This is a genomic window from Labrenzia sp. 011, from assembly GCF_003075075.1.
In the GTDB taxonomy this organism is placed as follows: domain Bacteria; phylum Pseudomonadota; class Alphaproteobacteria; order Rhizobiales; family Stappiaceae; genus Roseibium.
Genome location: NZ_QCYM01000003.1, coordinates 271,876 through 291,818 on the forward strand (window position 1 = coordinate 271,876; position 19,943 = coordinate 291,818).

The 19,943-nt window shown below is 58.2% G+C and carries 16 protein-coding genes and 1 pseudogene; 11 read left to right on the forward strand and 6 right to left on the reverse strand.

The genetic code is table 11. The features are described from left to right. Positions 1 to 17: 17 nt before the first annotated feature. Positions 18 to 1,235, forward strand: coding sequence for a UbiH/UbiF family hydroxylase (locus DCO57_RS06080; RefSeq protein ID WP_116697962.1), 1,218 nt, complete (start codon positions 18 to 20; stop codon positions 1,233 to 1,235). A 25-nt stretch (positions 1,236 to 1,260) separates the two neighbouring features. Here DCO57_RS06080 and DCO57_RS06085 read toward each other — a convergent pair whose 3' ends face one another. Continuing rightward, positions 1,261 to 1,692, reverse strand: a complete 432-nt coding sequence (locus DCO57_RS06085; protein ID WP_165814654.1) for a DUF1801 domain-containing protein — start codon at positions 1,690 to 1,692, stop codon at positions 1,261 to 1,263. A gap of 48 nt (positions 1,693 to 1,740) precedes the next feature. After that, positions 1,741 to 2,694, reverse strand: a complete 954-nt coding sequence (locus DCO57_RS06090) for an AEC family transporter (protein ID WP_116697964.1) — start codon at positions 2,692 to 2,694, stop codon at positions 1,741 to 1,743. Between the two features lie 430 nt (positions 2,695 to 3,124). Between DCO57_RS06090 and DCO57_RS06100 the strand changes: the two genes are divergently transcribed. The 3 genes from DCO57_RS06100 to hspQ all read left to right on the forward strand — a co-directional run bounded on the left by DCO57_RS06100 (position 3,125) and on the right by hspQ (position 5,625). Further along, on the forward strand, positions 3,125 to 4,054 hold the full coding sequence (locus tag DCO57_RS06100) for a hypothetical protein (protein WP_208977821.1): 930 nt from the start codon (positions 3,125 to 3,127) through the stop codon (positions 4,052 to 4,054). Between the two features lie 104 nt (positions 4,055 to 4,158). Beyond that, a complete protein-coding gene (locus tag DCO57_RS06105) occupies positions 4,159 to 5,199 on the forward strand; it encodes a CoA ester lyase (RefSeq protein WP_116697967.1) in 1,041 nt (346 codons plus the stop codon). A gap of 102 nt (positions 5,200 to 5,301) precedes the next feature. Beyond that, positions 5,302 to 5,625, forward strand: a complete 324-nt coding sequence (gene hspQ / locus DCO57_RS06110; RefSeq protein ID WP_068411706.1) for a heat shock protein HspQ — start codon at positions 5,302 to 5,304, stop codon at positions 5,623 to 5,625. A gap of 421 nt (positions 5,626 to 6,046) precedes the next feature. Here hspQ and DCO57_RS06115 read toward each other — a convergent pair whose 3' ends face one another. Continuing rightward, entirely contained in the window at positions 6,047 to 6,985 is a 939-nt protein-coding gene (locus DCO57_RS06115; RefSeq protein WP_116697968.1) for an MliC family protein, read from the reverse strand. A gap of 460 nt (positions 6,986 to 7,445) precedes the next feature. Then, complete coding sequence (locus DCO57_RS06120) at positions 7,446 to 8,222, reverse strand: invasion associated locus B family protein (protein WP_208977822.1); 777 nt, start codon at positions 8,220 to 8,222, stop codon at positions 7,446 to 7,448. Between the two features lie 198 nt (positions 8,223 to 8,420). On the opposite strand from DCO57_RS06120, the gene DCO57_RS06125 reads away from it, so the two are divergent. The 4 genes from DCO57_RS06125 to DCO57_RS06140 all read left to right on the forward strand — a co-directional run bounded on the left by DCO57_RS06125 (position 8,421) and on the right by DCO57_RS06140 (position 13,876). After that, the gene (locus DCO57_RS06125) at positions 8,421 to 10,193 is read left to right on the forward strand and encodes an extracellular solute-binding protein (protein WP_116697970.1); all 1,773 of its coding nucleotides are present in this window, start codon (positions 8,421 to 8,423) and stop codon (positions 10,191 to 10,193) included. A gap of 24 nt (positions 10,194 to 10,217) precedes the next feature. Further along, a complete protein-coding gene (locus tag DCO57_RS06130) occupies positions 10,218 to 11,849 on the forward strand; it encodes a class I adenylate-forming enzyme family protein (protein WP_116697971.1) in 1,632 nt (543 codons plus the stop codon). A 13-nt stretch (positions 11,850 to 11,862) separates the two neighbouring features. Further along, positions 11,863 to 13,044 carry a hypothetical protein gene (locus DCO57_RS06135; protein WP_208977823.1) on the forward strand — a complete coding sequence of 394 codons (1,182 nt, stop codon included), beginning with the start codon at positions 11,863 to 11,865 and terminating at the stop codon, positions 13,042 to 13,044. Between the two features lie 157 nt (positions 13,045 to 13,201). After that, positions 13,202 to 13,876 carry a DsbA family oxidoreductase gene (locus tag DCO57_RS06140; RefSeq protein WP_116697972.1) on the forward strand — a complete coding sequence of 225 codons (675 nt, stop codon included), beginning with the start codon at positions 13,202 to 13,204 and terminating at the stop codon, positions 13,874 to 13,876. Positions 13,877 to 13,955: 79 nt separating this feature from the next. On the opposite strand, the gene eno is transcribed toward DCO57_RS06140, so the two are convergent. Both eno and kdsA read right to left on the reverse strand, forming a co-directional pair. Continuing rightward, complete coding sequence (gene eno / locus DCO57_RS06145) at positions 13,956 to 15,230, reverse strand: phosphopyruvate hydratase (protein WP_116697973.1); 1,275 nt, start codon at positions 15,228 to 15,230, stop codon at positions 13,956 to 13,958. A gap of 127 nt (positions 15,231 to 15,357) precedes the next feature. Further along, the gene (gene kdsA, locus DCO57_RS06150; protein WP_116697974.1) at positions 15,358 to 16,206 is read right to left on the reverse strand and encodes a 3-deoxy-8-phosphooctulonate synthase; all 849 of its coding nucleotides are present in this window, start codon (positions 16,204 to 16,206) and stop codon (positions 15,358 to 15,360) included. Positions 16,207 to 16,648: 442 nt separating this feature from the next. Between kdsA and galU the strand changes: the two genes are divergently transcribed. The 3 genes and pseudogenes from galU to DCO57_RS06165 all read left to right on the forward strand — a co-directional run bounded on the left by galU (position 16,649) and on the right by DCO57_RS06165 (position 19,696). Beyond that, positions 16,649 to 17,524, forward strand: coding sequence for a UTP--glucose-1-phosphate uridylyltransferase GalU (gene galU / locus DCO57_RS06155; RefSeq protein ID WP_116697975.1), 876 nt, complete (start codon positions 16,649 to 16,651; stop codon positions 17,522 to 17,524). Between the two features lie 121 nt (positions 17,525 to 17,645). Beyond that, positions 17,646 to 18,950 (forward strand): nucleotide sugar dehydrogenase, encoded by a 1,305-nt coding sequence (locus DCO57_RS06160; protein WP_116697976.1) that lies wholly within the window; start codon positions 17,646 to 17,648, stop codon positions 18,948 to 18,950. 49 nt (positions 18,951 to 18,999) lie between these two features. Then, positions 19,000 to 19,696, forward strand: a pseudogene (locus DCO57_RS06165) (IS6 family transposase). Positions 19,697 to 19,943: the final 247 nt, after the last annotated feature.

The window sequence follows — 19,943 nt, forward strand, 5'->3', positions numbered from 1 at the left end:
TTGATCCGGTTGGAACCATGGCAAAGACAAAACAGACGAAAAAGTTCGATATTGCGGTGGTCGGTGGCGGCCCTTCAGGCCGTATCGCTGCCCTGAGGCTTGCAAGAAGCGGCTTTTCCACCGTTCTCGTCGCACCGGCCGCGTCAGCGAAGGACGGGCGAACCACCGCGCTGTGGCAAAAATCCATCTCGCTGCTTGAGGACATCGGCGTCTGGTCCCGGATCCGGGAAAACGCCGCGCAACTGCGGAAAATGCGGATGATTGACGACACCGGCCGTCTGATCCGTGCCCCGGAGGTTGTTTTCGACAGTTCGGAAATCGGACTGGAAGAGTTCGGTTTCAATATCCTGAACCGGGATCTTAATGCAGTTCTTGAAGAAGCCTGCGCGTCGGCGGAGAACCTGTCCGTCATCGACGGTACCGTGACGGGTCTTGAATATCCTGCAGGAAACGCGGTCCTTCAGATCTCGGACGGCCGGAGCGTGGAGGCGCGGCTTGTCGTTGCGGCGGACGGCCGCAATTCATTCATCCGCAAGGCGGCGGGCATCGATGTGAAGCATTGGTCCTATCCGCAGTCAGCCGTTGTGCTCAACCTGGATCACAGTCTGCCGCACCAGAATATATCCACCGAATTCCACACGCCGAGCGGTCCCTTCACGCTCGTTCCCCTGCCCGGCCGTCAATCCTCGCTGGTCTGCGTTGAGACCGAAGATGAAGCCAAACGTCTGAAAGAAATGAAGGAGGCTCTTCTGGAAGCGGAACTGGAACGGCGCGCCCATTCCATTCTGGGTCGCTTCAAGCTTGCTTCCGAAGTGCAGAGCTTTCCGCTTTCGGGTCTCTCGGCAACCCGGCTGATTGCCGAGCGGGTGGCTTTGATCGGAGAAGCCGCGCATGTCTTTCCGCCCATTGGGGCCCAGGGACTGAACCTCTCGCTCCGCGATATTGCCGATCTGGACAAGGTGCTGTCGGCGGCCTTCCTGAAACAGCAGGATATCGGCGGTCCCGAAATCCTGCGTTCCTACGAGTCAGGCCGCAAGAGCGATATACGCTCGCGGACACAGGCAGTGGATCTGCTGAACCGGTCCCTCCTCACCGGTTTCCTGCCCGTACAGCTCGTGCGCGGCGCCGGCATGTATCTTGCCGGAAAAGTCGGCCCGCTTCGCAGATTGCTCATGCGGGAAGGTCTGGCGCCGGGAAGCGGACTGCAGCTCCACAGGTCGTCAATCCGACACTGACGGCGCGGCCGGTGACTTCAGCCGGTCATTCGGGCAATCGCGCCTGTCCCACCGGTTTCCGTTTTCCTGAGTGGTAGGTGAGCGCCATCGTGATCATCTGGCGCAGTTCATTTACAGGCATGGGATCTTCCAGCCTGAAATGAACGCTGCGGTCTCCGCCGAATGTCAGATGAGGAAAGAGCCCCCGCCATTGCGATACCAGCGAGGACCGGCAGGACACGAAGAGTGAATAGTCGCCTCTTGGGGACGTGTCCCGGTCGATGCGGATTGTGGTTCCGGTCTTCGGCCGGACGGTCAGGAAACTCGGCTGGCCCCATTTCAGGGTTTCCTCAAGGACGCCGATCCCGTCGTTTTCCCGTGCCGTGTCGTGGATCAGCCGCCGCAGGTCCAGCAAGGCCTGTCTCAAGGCTACAGGGTAGCTGTCGAGGACTGACAGGACATCTTTGGTGGAAGTCATGTGCGTTCGTCCTGAAGCGTTCTGTCGGCGATCGTGTGAGCATAGTCCTCACCGGAGCGGCAGGAAACCGCTCGTGATTGCCCAGATGAAGCCCGTGACGGTAACGATGGAAACCGCCGTGCCGATGAGCACGAAACTCGACGCCCGGTGGACATAGGTTCCGTATTGCTGCGCGATGATGAAGACGTTCGTTGCCGGAGGCAGGCAGGCCATGAGGACCGCGGTGGCGACCCAGTTGGGGTCGAAGCCGCCAAGCCACATGAGCAGCAGGAAGACCAGGATGGGGTGCAGGATCAGCTTGATTGACAGGACAAGCGGCAGTTCGAGCGGAATGCGCCCGACCGGTCGAAGCGCTATGCTCACGCCCATCGCGAACAGCGCACAGGGGGCCGCGGCGTTGCTGAGATATCTCAGCATGGTATCTATCGCGGTCGGCGGTTGAAACTTCATGGCGGCGGCAAGAACGCCGGCAATGGTTGCAAGAATGAAGGGATGTGTGAAGATCCTGAAGACGATCTTTTTGAGGGTTCCCGCAAAGGTTTCGTTTTCCGTGCCGGCGAGCGCCATGAGCAAGGGAGCGAGAATGAACATCAGGGCATTGTCGAATGCCAGAATCAGCGCTGTGGGGACGGTCGCCTGTTCTCCGAGAACCGCAAGCGTCAGGCCGGGGCCCATGTATCCCACATTGGAATAGGCACCGGCGATCCCCAGGATGGTGGATTCCCCTATGTTGCCCCGTGTTGCCACGACGCCGATGCAGAAGGAAATCGCGAAGACGATATAGGTTGTGAACGTCGTCGCGCCGACGAAGGACAGGTTGGCCAGTTCCTCGAAGGGCGTTTCGGACAGCAGCCGGAAGAACAATGCCGGAAGGGCGAGATAAACCACAAAGAAATTCATCCAGGCCAGACCGGACTCCGGCAGATTCCGGAGTTTTCCCGCCCCGAATCCCAGGAGGATCAACCCGAAAAAAGGTAAGGCAAGTGTGACGACGTTCAGCATTCAAGTTCCAGGGATGAAATGTAACCGTGTGGGAGGATCTGTGACGCTTGCTTCTTGTTCCATGCTTGGCTAAGGGACGCGTAACCTGCGGATCGGCATGATCCGCATTCCAATCAGGTCTGCGGCCGCATCGCAAGTGCGGTTTCGGCCTGACCGGGTCCCGGACCCACAAATGATAATGAAACCCCCTGCGGCGGAGAGTTGTCCGCCAGGAAGCGGAAGGTTCGGAAATGCTCGAAGATGAGCCGCGCTTTCCCTGACTTGTCCCGTGTTCGGATGTGGTCCCGCATCCGGCGGATCCATGCGATCATTCGTCACCGCCGTCCTGTTTGGACATAGCTTCTTCTTCGTAGAATGGCCGAAAAGACGAGAGCCCCTGTTCCCGATGTCCCGGAAAAAAAGACACCATAAGGCTCCGAAGCTGACAGCGTTGCAGAATCGGATCGAAGGACTCGCCCTGAAGGTCGCGATCTGGCTGTTCCGTCTTATTCCCGTTGATGTCGCCTCCTACCTGATGGGGGCATTCTGGCGGGTGCTGGCGCCATTCAACGCGCGGCACAAAAGAGCGTTGAGTCATCTGGAAGAGGCCATGCCCTCCCTTACTGCCGGAGAACGGGAGGCAATCGTGCGCGGCATGTGGGAGAATCTCGGCCGTGTGACCGCCGAAACCTTTCACATCGACCGGTTGCTGAATCAGCCCGGGCGGTTCGAGGTGGATGTCGACGAAGTCACCGCGCAGGTCCTCAATGGCGAGCGCCCCTGCCTGTTCGTTTCCCTGCACAGCGGCAACTGGGAACTGCTGGTTCAGCCGGCAGTCCGCAAGGGGATTGCCATTACCGGCGTGTATCAGGCGCTGCGCAATCCGGAAGCCGACAAGGCGCTTCGCGACCTCAGGCTGCATCTCTACAAGGGCGGACTGCTGTCGAAGGGACACCGGACGGCGCGAAAGATCCTCGGAACGCTCAAGGGCGGCGGGGTCGTGGCCATGATGGGGGATCTCAGGGAAACCAGGGGGATCCGGGTGCCGTTTTTCGGACGGATGGCCTATGCCACGCCGGTGCCCGCCTCGCTGGCCAGGGCCTGCAACGTTCCGATCATTCTGGGACGCGTCGTTCGCAAGAAGGGCGTGCACTTCCGCCTCGAGGGCCGTGCCATATCCTTCCCTGTCACGCAGGACAGGCAGGCGGATATCGAAGCAACGACGACGCAGATCCATGCCATATTCGAAGGCTGGATCCGGGAATATCCGGAACAGTGGATGTGGATCCACAAGAAGTGGGCGCCGCCCGGCAAGACGTCCGCCGAAAAACAGGCCCGACGGGCCGCGGTCGTTAACGGCAACGGCAGCGTGAGCCGCTAGCGGGACCGGGCCGGCGAACGACGGCCTTTTCGCCTTTCGGCGCATGGTTGCGGCGCAGCATAAGCGCTATACCTGTTTTTTCTTTAGTGAAGGATCGCGGATTCATGAAAACACCAGGTGCGTTTTACAAGCCGCTCGCCATCGGAGCGCCCTCCCCGTTCCGGGAACTGCCCGTTTCCCTGGAACGCATGATCCATTTCGTCCCGCCGCATGTGGAAAAGATGCGCGCGAAGGTTCCCGATCTCATCCGCAAGGTCGACGTGGTTCTCGGCAATCTCGAGGATGCCATCCCCGCCGACGCCAAGACCGATGCCCGCGACGGGTTCATTCAGATGGCCAGGGAAAACGATTTCGGCGAAACCGGACTGTGGACCCGGGTGAACTGTCTCAACAGTCCGTGGTTCCTCGATGACCTGATGGAAATCGTGCCGGCCGTCGGGGACAAGCTGGATGTCATCATGCTGCCGAAGGTTGAGGGCCCCTGGGACATTCACTATCTCGATCAGTTGCTGGCGCAGCTGGAAGCCAGGGCGGGCCTTTCCACGCCGATCATGATCCATGCCATTCTCGAGACCGCCGAGGGGGTCAAGAATGTCGAGCAGATCGCCATGGCCAGTCCCCGTATGCACGGGATGAGCCTGGGTCCTGCGGACCTTGCTGCCTCGCGAGGCATGAAAACCACCCGCGTCGGCGGCGGGCATCCCGATTACGCGGTGCTGTCGGACGTGAACGGGTCCGGCGCGCGCGCGGCATATCAGCAGGATCTCTGGCATTACACGGTCGGCAAGATGGTCGATGCCTGTCTGTCCTGCGGCTTGAAACCCTTTTACGGCCCCTTCGGCGATTTTTCCGATCCGGACGCCTGCGAAAGCCAGTTCCGCAATGCCTTCCTGATGGGCTGCGTCGGAGCCTGGTCTCTTCATCCGACCCAGATCGACATTGCCAAGAAAGTCTTTTCTCCGGATCCGGCTGAAGTCGCTTTTGCCGCGAAGATACTGGATGCCATGCCGGACGGCACGGGTGCGGTGATGATCGACGGGAAGATGCAGGATGATGCCACGTGGAAACAGGCCAAGGTGATTGTTGATCTGGCTAAACTCGTTGCTTCCAAGGACTCCGAGCTTGCCTCGGTCTACGGTCTTTAGAAATTCGCAAGGCTCCGTGTGTAAAGTTTAATGTTGCAACGCTTGCCAGCAGGCCGTTGACACGGTATCCCGGCAATGCATGCAGTAGGCGGACGAGTAACCATGCGAACGGCAAAATTCAGAATCGGCCAGGTCGTCCGGCACCGGATTTACCCTTTCCGGGGTGTGATTTTCGATGTCGATCCGACTTTCAGCAACACGGAAGAATGGTGGAACGCGATCCCTGAAGATGTGCGCCCTCTCCGTGACCAGCCTTTCTATCATCTCCTCGCCGAAAACGAGGAGACAGAATATGTCGCCTATGTCAGCGAGCAGAATCTGGAGCCGGACATAACCGGTGAACCGGTGCGCCATCCTCAGGTCGAAGAGATCTTTGAAGAACAGACCGATGGATCGTATCTGCCGCGCAGCGTCGAGATTCATTAAAGAAAACGGGCGTGAGCGCTGCGCTACAGCATGTCGTGTTCAAGCGGAGCCACGGGGCGGCGATTTCCTGACTTCAGTTCAACGCGACTGCCTCTATTGCTCTGTCTGCGTTGCAGTCTTTTCTGTCGCCTAAATCCTGTCATCCGGAATCGAGCCTTGAAACATCAGGACCAGCATTCGTTTCGAACGATCCCGTTTGACCGCAGTTCTGGAAGGCAATGGATATCAAGTGTCCACGCCGGTTCCGCGGGGCGTGTTGCGCTGAATCAAGACCGAGGACTCGCTTGAACGCAACTCGCTATTTCCAGAAAGACCGACACCCTGTCGGTACAGGATGGGTCACCTGCCCCGCATTTCTCCAGGCATGTTTTCCGTACCCGTGTCACGGCATATCCTTGCGGTTTGCCCGGACAGATCGCCCTTACCGCTCATGACATACGTCTGTACCGCCGGGAGTCGTGATCGCGACTGTATTGCCTTTGGAATGAATACTGAACCGGCCATCGGTATAGAGTGCTCCGGAGCCTGAACGAACCTGGTCAAGCCGGGTCGCGACCGGTCCGTCATAACCGAACAGAAGATAACCGTTGCCCTCGTTGTAATACATGACGTCAAGCGGAAGTCCTTCCGGACAGGTGTAGCGCACATGGATGACATTCGCGGCCGGCTGGGGCGTGGCACTTCCGCCTTGCCGCTGCTGTGACGAGACGTCTGCGATTGCATTGGTAATGGCATACAAAGGTGTCTTTGCCTGATTGCCAACCCCGTAGAGGATCTGCCTTCGATGAAGGTCCAGCTGTAATGACACGTTACGGGAGGCATCAAAAAGATAGACCGACCATTCGTCTCTGTTTTGTTCCTGAAAACGGAAGGCAACCCGGCCGCGGTCATTCAGTTCCTCCCATTGGTTTCCGCCCGACTGCGAGAAGCTGCCGCCGGAATGAAAGACCTGGGAGACATTGTATCCGTTGACCTGCCTCTGCGCATTCGGCTGCACCGGATCGGGTTTCTTCTGCTGGTTGCTGGAAGTGGACTGCCGGTGAGCGCATACCTTGTAAATAGTCTGATAGGGCTTCTGAGAGCAGATCAGACCGCCCCATTGATAGCCGGTCTGCCCGCGGCCATAGCGAATCTGGAACCATTCATAACCGTTCATCATGACGCCGGTGCCGTTCAGAATGAGGATGTCATCCCGCTCGTGAAGGCTGCCAACCTGCTGGTATTGCATGCCGGGACCGCTTCGGACCTTGCCACCGAAGGACTGTCCCGGCTGCGGAAAATCGACATCCGGGGAAGCAAGGGCCGGATATATCGGCAAAAAGAAAGTTGCCAATACGAAAAACACAGAAAGAAGTTTCATCAAATTTCCTACAGGTAATGTTTTATTGGATTTGAGAAAAAAATGTTAGAACACCACGCGCCAAGATTAAACCGCCTGTTTTTCAATTCAGTTGAATTTTTTCCTGAGTTTCGGATACACAGGCAGGTCCTGTGTGACCTGGCGGATTGCGGATTCTCAATCGAAACCTGTCCGGACCGGGGTGTCATGCTGGCGTTCGTCGGCAGGTATTCGGCCATCGACACGCCTATATCAGGGAGCCGTTCCCTCACCCGAGGCAGTCATGGAAAGGACGCAACGTGACCGGAAGGCGGGATGGTGCCTGCCATTCGGCTTTACGCCCTCTGCAACAAAGGCCGGAACTTGCGTTCCGGCCTTTGTTGCAGAGGGCCCGACGGCCAGTTTAAATTTCTGAAAAAATGGGTCAGGAGACCCGCGTCGTTCTTTACGAACACACGCGGGTCGTCCTGCAATTCAGGGGTTACTGGCTCTGCTTCTGAGCGTCGATCAGCTTCTGGCGGGCTTCGTCCGCGCGCTTCTGCAGCTCGCTCTGAAGTTCTTCCTGACGCTTCTGCAGATCAGCAAGGTTCATCGGTTCACCGTCATAGACGCTGGTGAAGCCGATCAGGGTCATCTTGAAGACGATCTCCTTGGCCTGCTGGTTGAATGGCGCGACCCGCATTTCGCCGCCCTGCTTCATCGAAGCGATGAAACTGTCGTCGATGGCGAGTTCGGCATAACAGGCATTGGGAGCGCAAATGCTGTATTTCGCCTGGACAGGCTTGCCGTCATCGATCTGGATGCGCAGTCCGGGCTGGAGCAATACCCCTGTCGGAACAGCCACCAGAAGCTTCTTGCGCGCTTCGCCTTCGGTTTCCTGAATGGCAATGTTGCTCAGGAACTGACCGGTATTGGTGCGCAGTTCAATCGATATGAAGCAGATTTCCTTCTGCGTATTCGGATTGGTGTTACACGCCTTCGTCCAAGGGCTCTTTTCTTCCTGGGCGATTGCGGGAGCACCTGCAAAAGAAGACAAGGCAACGAATGCACCGGCAGCACACCCGAACAATCCTCTTTTTAAAACACTCTTCATCGAAACGTCCTCAATCGTGCGTGTGCGAAACTTCGCGTTGTTCTGAGGCATTCCGGGAGCAACCGCAAGGCCCGTTGGATCATTGAAACCGTGAAAACATGGTAACGCATCCAATTTGGGCAAGAGGGTGACCGATTTGCAACGCAGGTGAAATCCGCGATTCAAATCTGAATATCTTGCTGTTTGTCCCTTGCGGCTGGCGCGTCTTTTTGAACCCTGTGATAGTCTAAAAGGTGAGAATCAACCGAATCTCGGACGGTGGCCATGCGTTTCTTCACAGTTCCCGTACGTCTGTTTCGTAATAGTTACCTCCGTGGTTTCGCGGTGGTGGCGGCATGCGCATGGGCGATTTGCGGACCGGCAATGGCCTCTTCGGCAGACGAGGACGTTCCCTGGACCCATGCCATTTCCATGCATGGTTCGCCTGCACTTGGCCCCGACGAGCCGTTTCCCTATGTCAACCCGGCCGCGCCCAAGGGCGGATCGATCACGCTTGGTGTGCAGGGAACCTTTGACAGCCTGAATTCCTTCATTGTCCAGGGGGGATGGACCTCGGCGCGCGGTATGCGCGAACGGGAAATGGGCAACAATGTCCTTGAGAGCCTGATGGTGCGCTCCTACGCGGAAGCCTTTTCGCTCTACGGTCTGCTGGCGCAACGGGTGCGCATGCCGGAAAGCCGCGAATGGATCGAGTTCGAGCTCAATCCGGATGCGCGGTTTTCGGATGGATCACCGGTAACCATCGAGGACGTGATCTTTTCCCTCGATGTCATCCGCGACAAGGGCCGCCCGCCCTATCGCAACTGGTATGCGTCAATCAAGGAAAAGCAGGTTACCGGACCGAACCGGCTGAAGCTGGTGTTTGAAAACGGCGACAACAGGGAGCTGCCGTTGCTGATTGCTCTGGCGCCGATCTATTCCAGCAAGCACACGGATGCGGAGACCTTCGACAAGTCGTCCCTGAACCCGCCGGTCGGGTCCGGTCCCTATACGTTCAAGACCATCGAACCTGGCCGGACGGTCGTTTACGAGAAAAACCCAGACTATTGGGCCCGGGACCTGCCGGTGAAGGCCGGCTTCGATAATTTCGATGAAATCCGCATCGACTATTTCCGCGACGAAACCTCGTTGCAGGAAGCCTTCAAGAAGGGTCTCGTCGAGGCGCTGCAATTCCGCGATCCCGCCCGTTGGGCGACCGGGTTCGATTTTCCCGCGGTCGAGAACGGTAACGTCGTGAAACTGGAAGTGCCGCTTGGCGTTCCCGCCGCCATGCAGGGCATCGCCTTCAACACCCGCAGAGACCAGTTCAAGGACCGGCAAGTGCGCAAGGCCTTGCGAATGCTGTTCGATTTCGAATGGGTCAACCGTAACCTCTACCACGGCCTGTTCACCCGTACGGCCGGTTACTGGGACAATTCCGAACTTTCCTCGATCGGCCGGCCCGCCAGTGCACGCGAGAAGGAGCTTCTGGCGCCGTTTCCCGATGCAGTGGATCCGGACGTGATGGCGGGCACCTGGCGTCCGGCGGATGCAGACGGTTCCGGACGGGACAGGAAGGTGTTGCGGGCTGCGCTCGCCGCATTTGCACAGGCCGGATACAGCCTCAAGGACCGCAAGCTGGTTCACGAGGAAACCGGGCAAGCGTTGGCCTTTGAAATTCTGTCCAAGAACGAGGATGAGGAAAAACTCGCCCTTGCCTATATCCGCACACTGGAACTCCTTGGGATCGATGCGCGCGTGCGCAGCGTCGACCCCTCGCAGTTTGAAGATCGGCGAACGAAGCGCGATTTCGACATGGTGTTCAACACATGGACGGCGTCACTGTCGCCCGGGGCGGAGCAATATGGACGCTGGTCGTCAAAGGCGGCGGATGCCGAAGGCTCGTTCAATTTCGTCGGCGCGAAGGAACCTGCGATCGACGCACTCATCGATGCAATCGTCGGCGCCCGCAGCCGTGAGGAATTCGTGGATGCAGTCCGTGCGTTCGACCGCGTGCTCATTTCAGGGGCCTATGCGGTGCCGCTGTATCACGTTTCCGACGACTGGGTCGCACACTGGACCAAGGTCGTGCCGCCCGACAAGCACTCCCTCTACGGACATGAATACGACACGTGGTGGTCTGCCGCAGCGCAATAATCGGACCTATGGACGAAAGAGAACATGAAAGTCACCGAAGAAAGCCGTTCCAACGAGTATCACGAGAGCGGAGCCTGGTCCGATTTGCCGCTCGACGAACTCTTCCGGCAGACAGCGGCGGAACACCCGTCCCGTCTCGCCATGGCGGATGCTCCGGACAGGGAAGCCTGGACCGGGGGAGCGCCCCGCCGGTTGACCTATGCCGAAGCGGATCGTGAAATTGATCGCCTGGCGGCTTTTTACAGGACCGTGGGGCTTGCAGCCGACCATGTGATCGGCGTTCAGGCGCCCAACACGGTAGATACCGTGATCGCGATCCTGGCGGCCCTGCGCGCGGATCTGATCATCTCGCCGCTGCCGCTGCACTGGCGCCAGAAGAATGTGCTTGAAGCGCTGAATTCCATCGGCGCGAAGGGGTTCATCGCCGCCGACCGGGTTGAGACCCGGGAGGTTGGCATCGCCGCACGGGACGTGGCTGCAGATCTGTTTTCGCTTCGTTTCGTCTTCGGGCTCGGCAAGGATATTCCGGACGGTTTGATCGAACTGGGACCGATGCTGGCGGAAATGGCCGGTGATCTGGAATTTTCTCCGAGTGACCGTCCGGATCCGGCCGATCACACGGCGACCATTTGCTGGAGCCGGAGCGGTGATGACAATGTCCCGGTGAGCCGATGCCACAATCACTGGAGCGCCGCCTCGCAGATGATCATCGAAGAGGCCCATATTGCCCAGGCAAGCAGCCTTCTGGTGCCCTATTCCCTCAGCGGTCTGACCGGCCTGGGGGGCGGACTCGTTCCCTGGCTACGGACCGGCGGTACACTGCATCTGCATCATCCGACGTCTCTGGCCAATCTGGCTGCCCATGCCAATGATGTGAGTGCCGATGTGGTCATGACGCCAGGGCCGCTTGCCCAGACGCTGGACAGGAAACTGACGGACAACAAAACCACGATCCTTGCTGCGTGGAACATCGCGGCTCCCCATCCGTCGGCTTTCGTTGCGCGGCGCAGACTGGTCGACCTGCATATCGCCGATGAATTCGCCCTGGTGGCCAGGGCACGCGGACCGTCCGCCAGGATGAAAGCGACGGCGCTGGGAAAGCATAGCGGGCCGAACGGGTGTGAAAGCGGGCCAGCCCTTCTGGAAATTGCGGTGACCGACGAAACAGACGGTCATACGCCGACTCTTCTTGTCAAGGGACCGATGGTTCCGGAAGTCGGCTGGCACACGATCAACAGCGACCAGAGAAAGGTGCAATGGGAAAGCACCGGCTTTCTGAACACCAGGATCAATGTCGAACTGGTTGACGGCGGAATTTCCGGATTTGGCATTCCCGGACAATATGCCCTGGGAACCGGCAACCTCGAGACGGTCGACCTCATTTACGCGGATTATCAGGGTGTGAAGGAGGCTGCGGCCTTTGTCGTGGAAGATCCGGTCCTCGGCGCAAGAATGTATGCGGCCTTGGTGCCCGAACCCGGCCAAGTGCCGGATGCCGGTGCCTTCTTTGCCTATCTGGATGCGGAAGGCGTGGATCTTGCCAGGATCCCTCATCGCGTTCTGATTTTACAATCTTTGCCACGAAATGAGGATGGAACCGTTTGTCGTGAGCGATTGACCATGCGCACTCAGCGGCTTCCCGCCGCCGTGGCCTAGGTGGGGATCTGGAATGGATGTTGAAACCTCGCTTTCATGGCGCGGACCATATTGGTATGCGGGGCGGAGACCCAGGCGGATCAGCCGCGGCGACGAACCGGAGGATCTGGATGTCGCCCTGTTGAGCATGTTCGAGCGGCGCAGCCCGCTGCCGACTGCTCTGCCGGCCGCGATTGTCGTCGATGTGACCTGTCTGCAGGACGGGCAGGAAGGCGACTTTTTCGACTGGCTCCAGACCCAGATACGGGATCTGGCCTGCGACGTTCCCTTTTATGTGCTCACCGGCAGTGACAGCACACTGCCCGATGGACTGCAGGCCACCGCGATTATCGATCGGATCGTTCCCGACGAGATCCTTGTGATGCTGATCTGCATTCACCAGCGCGCCCTGCTGCGTTCGGAAGAAGCGCTGCTTCGCCGCAGGATCTTCGGCCGGATTCCCGGTTTCGGCACGGCGCCGCATCATTCGGGCTCCAGCAGTCTCCTGGTTGTCGGCTTGAGCGGCCGGTTTCTTGAATGGCAGGATGCGAGCGATCAGAAGGTCGAGGTTTTCGGAGCTTTTGACGGCAACATGGCTGTCGAGTTCATGTCGAAACGAGCCTTTGACGCGGTTGTGGTCGATGCCGCGTTCGACGATGCGATCGACTACATGCAGCAAATCCGCCGGGATGCGCGCTTTGCCGGACTGCCGGTGCTGGCTGTCTGCGAACGCGAGGAGGACCTAGTGCAGCTCTTCCGCAACGGCGCTTCGGATGTGCTCGTCGGCGAAAACCGCAAGGAAACCCTTTCTCGCCGCCTGGCCTCCGCCACCCGTTTCGGAAAACGTCGCCGCCTGGCTGACAGGATACTGGCGGAAAGTCATGTGTGGCTGCGCCAGCGCATCAACGAGGGCGGCCTCGGGGTTGCGGATTACACCGCCTATCTGGAAGCTTGCAGCAACGCCCTCGCCGTCCGCGGGAAGGATCTCTGGGAAATGCGACTCGAACCGGAGTATTTTGGCCTCACCATCAATCCCGAGCAGAATCTCGAGGAAATCAACGCGACCTTGCTGTCCATTGCCGATGCGACAAGCCGAGATGAGGACCTTGTGTGTCTGGTGCGCGACTACGGACCGGTGGCGGTTCTCAAGAACGAGGCAGGAATTGCCCGTTTGCAGAAAAGGATCAATGCGATCCTTACCCATACGGCACTTTAGGTCCCGTCCTCAAAGCCTCTGGAACGGCAGGCTGCGACACCCCGATTTTGCCCCGAAATTTGGGTTGGATCGTTTTTTCCTGTATTTCTGTTAGAAACAGGATGTCCCCGGTCGCGGGGGCGAGCCGTCAGGTGCCAGCTCTAACACGGGATTATGAATGACCGATTTTCCTCCTCTGACTGTTGACATTGTCTCGGACGTCATGTGCCCGTGGTGTTTCATCGGCAAAAGACGGCTGGAAACCGCCCTGCGTTCGGTTCCGCAATTGGCGGTCACCGTCCGCTGGCATCCGTTTCAGCTGGATGCCACCCTGCCGAAGACCGGTAAGGACCGCAAACAATATCTCAGCGACAAGTTCGGCGGCATCGAGCAGGCGAACAGTTTCTACAGTCAGATCAAGGCGGCGGGACTGGAAGAAGGAATCGATTTTGCCTTCGAGGACATAAAGCTGTCACCGAACACGCTTGATTGCCACCGGTTGATCCTCTGGTCACGTGCCGACGATCTACAGGATGAAGTCGTCGAGCGGTTGTTCAAGGCGTATTTTCTCAAGGGCGAGGATCTTACCAGAGCGGAGACTCTGGTCCGGATTTCCGATGAGGCGGGCATGCAGTCGGACCTTGTGGAACAGCTGCTTGAAACCGACACGGACCTCCACAAGATAGAGGCAGAGATTGCCAACGCCCAGGCGGCGGGCATTACCGGTGTTCCCTGTTTCATCATCGACGGACGCTTTGTCCTGGCGGGGGCGGAAAAGTCCGAGACGATCGTAGCCGCTCTGCTGCACGCGGAGGAAACCCGTACCGACCAGGAAGTGCAATCCCCGCACTGATTTGCCGAAAGGCCACACCAAGAAAAAAGCCCGGGACGCTGCCCCGGGCTTTCTGTCGTTCTAGGTCCTGGCGGGCGCGTCAGCCTCTCAGGATGGACCTTCCAGCATAAACGGCCTGCGGGCCAAGCTCTTCCTCGATCCGGATCAGCTGATTGTACTTCGCCAGTCTGTCGGAGCGGGCAAGAGAACCGGTCTTGATCTGTCCGCAATTGGTCGCCACGGCAAGGTCGGCGATGGTGGAATCTTCCGTTTCTCCGGACCGATGAGACATGACCGCGCTATAGGCCGCCTTGTGGGCGGTTTCCACCGCATCAAGGGTTTCGGACAGCGTGCCGATCTGGTTGACCTTGATGAGGATCGAATTGGCAACGCCCATATCGATACCCTTGCGCAGGCGCTCGGAGTTGGTGACAAAGAGATCGTCGCCCACGAGCTGGCATTTGCTGCCGATCAGGTCCGTGGTGGCTTTCCAGCCTTCCCAGTCATCCTCGGCAAGCCCATCCTCGACTGAGATGATGGGATAGCGGGAGACAAGGTCGTCCAGATAGCGGGCCATTTCGTCCGGAGCCAGCGACTTGCCCTCGCCTTCCAGCACATATTTTCCGTCCTTGAAGAATTCCGTCGATGCGGCATCAAGCGCAAGGAAGACGTCTTCACCCGGCTTGTAGCCGGCGGTCTCGATCGCCTTCATGACGAAGCCGATGGCAGTGTCGGTGGAGTCCAGATTGGGCGCAAAGCCGCCTTCGTCGCCGACGTTGGTGTTGTGGCCGGCCGCGTTCAGGGCCTTTTTCAGCGTGTGGAAGATCTCCGTTCCCATGCGCACCGCTTCGCTGAGCGTATCTGCGCCGACCGGCATGATCATGAATTCCTGGAAATCGATCGGGTTGTCGGCATGTGCACCGCCATTGATGATATTCATCATCGGTACCGGCAGGGTGCGGGCGGAGGTTCCACCGACATAGCGGTACAGCGGCAGGCCGCTGGCTTGTGCCGCGGCCCGGGCAACGGCCAGGGACACGCCGAGAATGGCGTTGGCGCCAAGGCGTGCCTTGTTGTGGGTGCCGTCGAGATCGACCATCGCCCGGTCGATCTGCAGCTGGTCTTCAGCTTCCAGGCCGCCGATTGTCTCGAAGATCTCTCCATTCACCGCGTCGACGGCTTTCTGCACGCCCTTGCCCATGAAACGACTGCCGCCGTCACGCAGCTCTACGGCTTCATGCGCACCGGTGGACGCGCCGGAGGGAACCGCGGCCCGTCCGAAGGAGCCGTCCTCGAGGAAGACGTCGACTTCGACAGTCGGGTTACCACGGCTGTCAAAAATCTGACGGCCGACAACATCAACTATGGCGGTCATGGAAAGAACTCCCTTGTCGCATGTACCTGAACTGACACTTTGCCGGACGAATGTCCGGCGCTTCCGGTAGCCGACGGAACGGCTGCACTACGTGAGAAAGCCACGCCGTTGCGCGGCTTTCAGTCAACTATTCGGCGGCAAAGGCCGGAGCCTTCGCGACCTCATCCAGAGCTTTCAGCCGCCTGAGGAGCGCTTCGAGATCTTTCAGGGGAACCATGTTGGGGCCGTCCGACGGTGCCTTGTCCGGATCCGGATGGGTCTCGATAAACAGACCGGCCACCCCGACGGCCACGGCCGCGCGGGCAAGAACGGGAACCATGGACCGGTCGCCCCCGGTGGAGCCGCCCTGCCCGCCGGGCTGCTGAACCGAGTGAGTCGCATCGAAGACCACCGGCGCTCCGGTCGCAGCCAGGATCGGCAGGGATCGCATGTCGCTGACAAGCGTGTTGTAACCGAAACTGGCGCCACGCTCCGTCAAAAGGACGTTCGGGTTGCCCGAACCGGTCACCTTCTCGAGAACGTTCTTCATGTCCCAGGGCGCCAGGAACTGGCCCTTTTTCACGTTGACGACTTTTCCTGTATTCGCGGCGGCGATCAGAAGATCCGTCTGGCGGCAGAGAAAGGCAGGAATCTGCAGGATGTCGACAACCTCTCCCACCGGTGCACACTGGTCGGGACCATGCACGTCGGTCAGGACAGGCATGCCGTAGGTTTCCCTGATTTCGGCAAAGATCGGCATCGCCTCTTTCATGCCGAGGCCACGTTTGCCCGACAGGGAGGTGCGATTGGCCTTGTCGTAGGATGTCTTGAAGACGGTGCCGATACCGAGTCTTTCGGTGATTTCCTTGATGGCTGCGGCACATTCCAGAGCGTGTTCACGGCTTTCCAGCTGGCAAGGGCCTGCAATGAGGCTGAACGCAGCATCATTGTTGAAGGTCACATTTCCAAGGGAAACGACACGGTTTGCTTCGGTCATTTTTCACCAGTTTTTCTGAGCGGTTTCGTACCGGAATGCGGACTTTCAGCCTGCAAGCGGATGCCTGAATGGATTTGCCTGTTCCATAGCGCTCTTTTGGCTCGCCCGCAACATGGCCTCTTCGCGTAGGAAGCGGCTCTTCAATCGATTTAAAAGGCAAATTGCCACATTTTTGGGGCTGCTTATTGTTTTGCCATGTGTTTGGTGGTTTCATTGCAACGCACAAATCTGTCGTCGGCAATCGGAAGTCTGCCGACAGGCATTTTCTCGGGAAAGCATATTAAACGGCCACCGATTGCTGATGATCCCCCCTCTGAAGGCGCGTGAATTACATGCCTGCCTCTGCAGTCCGGATGAGGAAATACAAATTTAAGCCACGATTCAGCTATTTAAGGCAACGTGGGTATTGAAGCCGTTTAGGTTCGAATTTGAAAGGCCACACATGAACAGACCTATCCGCAAGGCAGTGCTGCCCGTTGCAGGACTTGGCACCCGTTTCCTTCCGGCGACCAAAGCCGTTCCGAAGGAAATGCTGACGATTGTCGATCGTCCGATCATTCAATACGTCGTCGATGAGGCACGCGCCGGCGGGATCGAGCATATTGTGTTCGTGACCGGTCGAAACAAACAGGTCATCGAGGATCATTTCGACATAGCCTATGAACTTGAGGATACGTTGAAGGCCCGGAACAAGGCGGCCGCTCTGGAACTCCTCGAAAAGCAACGTCCCCAGCCCGGCTCTACAAGCTTCACCCGTCAGCAGGCGCCGCTCGGACTCGGACATGCCATATGGTGCGCGCGTGACATCATTGGCAACGAGCCCTTCGCGATTCTTCTTCCCGACGTGATCATCAAATCCAAGGTCAGCTGTCTGAAGCAGATGGTGGATCTGTATGAGCAGACCGGCGGAAATATCATTGCCGTCGAAGAGGTGCCGGAAGACCAGACCGACCAATACGGCATCGTCGAGCTCTCGGAACACATCAACGCAAATGCCAGCAGGATTTCGAACATGGTCGAGAAACCCGCACCGGGAACGGCCCCGTCCAATCTGATGATTACCGGACGGTATATCCTGCAGCCGGAAATCTTCGATCTTCTGTCGAACCAGGACAAGGGCGCCGGCGGCGAGATTCAGTTGACCGACAGCATGCTCGCCATGATGAAGGATCAGCAGTTCGCCTCGCTCAAGTTCGAGGGACGCAGCTACGACTGCGGCAACAAGGCAGGGTTCCTGAGTGCCAACATCGCCTTCGGCATGGATGATCCCGCTCTTGCGGAGCAGCTTGTTCCCTTCATGCAAGAGATGATCGGTTAGGATCGGCTGCCAAATGAGCGCCTTCCGGGCTGCGGCGGCCTTGAAAACAGGTAGCAGAACCGACTAGGAGTGGGCCGGATCCGTGAATTGCGGGTCCGGCCTTCCCCTTTCAGGAAATCCCATGTCAGAATCACCCCTCCTGTCCCAGAAAATTGCAGTGCTCGGTCTCGGCTATGTCGGCCTGCCTGTTGCGTCCGCCTTCGCTGCCAGGGGATTCGACGTCGTCGGCTTCGATATCAACACACAGAGGCTGAAGGAGCTGTCGGAGGGCCGTGACAGCACGGGCTCCGTGACGGCGGCCGATCTGTCCCACCCGACACTCGCCTTTTCGGCACGTGAGGAGGATCTCCGCAACCGGGATATCCTGATCGTTGCGGTTCCAACGCCCGTCGATCAGGCCAAACGGCCCGACCTTGCGCCCTTCAGAAGCGCCGCGATCACCGCAGGCCGCAACCTGAAGCCCGGTGCGATCGTGGTTTTCGAATCCACGGTTTTTCCCGGAGCCACCGAGGAAGTGGCCGTTCCGATCCTGGAACGGGAATCGGGGATGGCGCTTGGCCGGGATTTCGAGGTCGGATATTCGCCGGAACGTATCAATCCGGGTGACGACCAGCGCGGCTTTTCGGATATCACCAAGATCGTGTCCGCCTCATCCAATGAGGCCGCCCGCACGCTTTCCGCACTCTACGGAGCGGTGGTGACAGCCGGCATCCACCTGGCGTCCTCCATCAAGGTGGCGGAAGCGGCAAAGGTGATTGAAAACACCCAGCGGGACCTGAACATCGCCCTGATGAATGAACTGGCCATGCTGTTTCATCAAATGGGGATCGATACCCGTGATGTGCTTGCAGGAGCCGGCACGAAGTGGAATTTCCTTCCCTTCCAGCCGGGTCTGGTGGGGGGGCACTGTATCGGTGTCGATCCCTACTACCTGACCCACAGGGCCAATGAGATCGGGATGACACCCCAGGTTATTCTGGCGGGACGGGGAACGAACGAGGCCATGCCGGCCTTTGTCGCCGGCAAGATCGTTCAGGAAAGCGTCAAGCTGGGCCTGCCCATGCCGCTGAAAATCGTGGTGCTCGGAATAACCTACAAGGCAGATGTGCCGGACACCCGCAATTCAAAGGTGGTCGACCTGATCGACGAACTGAAGAAATTCGGCGCTGACGTTCTTGTGCATGATCCGCTTGCAGACCCGAAGGATGTCTTCAGCGAATATGGTCTCTCGCTGGCCGGGCGCGACTCGCTTACAGACGCCGATGCCATCGTGCTGGCGGTGCCGCATCGGCGATTTTTACAGGATGAACCTGTGTGGCAGTTGCTGACCGGAATGCTGAAAAACGGAACCGGGCTGGTTGCGGATATTCCTGCCCTGCTGGATCGTGACAGCGTCCCGGACGGGGTTCGGCTCTGGAGACTTTGAATTCACTGCATGTTGGGTCGTTGATTTTCCGGTGTTCTGGAGACGTGCGATGGCCATTTCCTTCAAAGGCGCTCATTCCCCAAGGACGTGACCCTGTTCGCGGTCTTCTTCTACGTTCGCTATGGCGCTTCCTACCGCGGCCTTGGCGAGAGCCACGCCGAACGCGGAGTGACTGTCGATCATGCTACGCTCAACCGTTGGGTCACCAAGTATGCCAGCCAGATGGCCGACGTAGCCAGTTGCTGCAAATGTCCGTTGTATCGGTCATGGCAAATGGACGAAACGTACGTGTGCCTGAGGGGCAAATGGCTCTATCTCTACCGGGCGGACGATAAGTTCGGAAAGACGTAGGACACCATGCTGTCCAGACGTCGGAACAAGGCTGCAGTCATTAAATTCTTCGCGCGTGCCCTTGAAGCGAACGAACTGCTGCGCAAAATCGTAATCGACACGAGCGGCGCCAATACTTCTGGGGGCAACGAGATCAATCATATGTTGAAGCGCTTCGGCTGCCCAGTCCCGATCGAGACGGTGCGGATCAAGTACCTTAACTAAATCTTTGAGCAGGATCACCGTTTCATCAAACGCCGGCCCGCCCCATGCTTGGCTTCAAATCGTTCGAGGCAGCCGCGTCTACGCTACCAGGCATTGAGATCGCCCGTATGATCCGCAAGGGTCAGTTCAGACGCGACGTATTAAAACTGGCGCAAGAAATATTCGGGTCTGACATCCTTCCGTCACAATAAAGGTAAGCGTCTCAACCTAAAAATGTGCGAAAGATTTTGTATATTATCGACCGACTATAATATTGAAGCGAATTTCATCGTCAGACATCACTTGGCCTCCACTTCATAAATGTGGAATTTTTTACAATTTATTTTATCTACAACGACATAGCGAAGATTTTGAAATTGATCGTATTCTTTCATCATTGGGTTTGCAGAGCTTGAAACCCTGTGCTTAGCTTTGCTTTTGCTGAATTCAAATTCATTG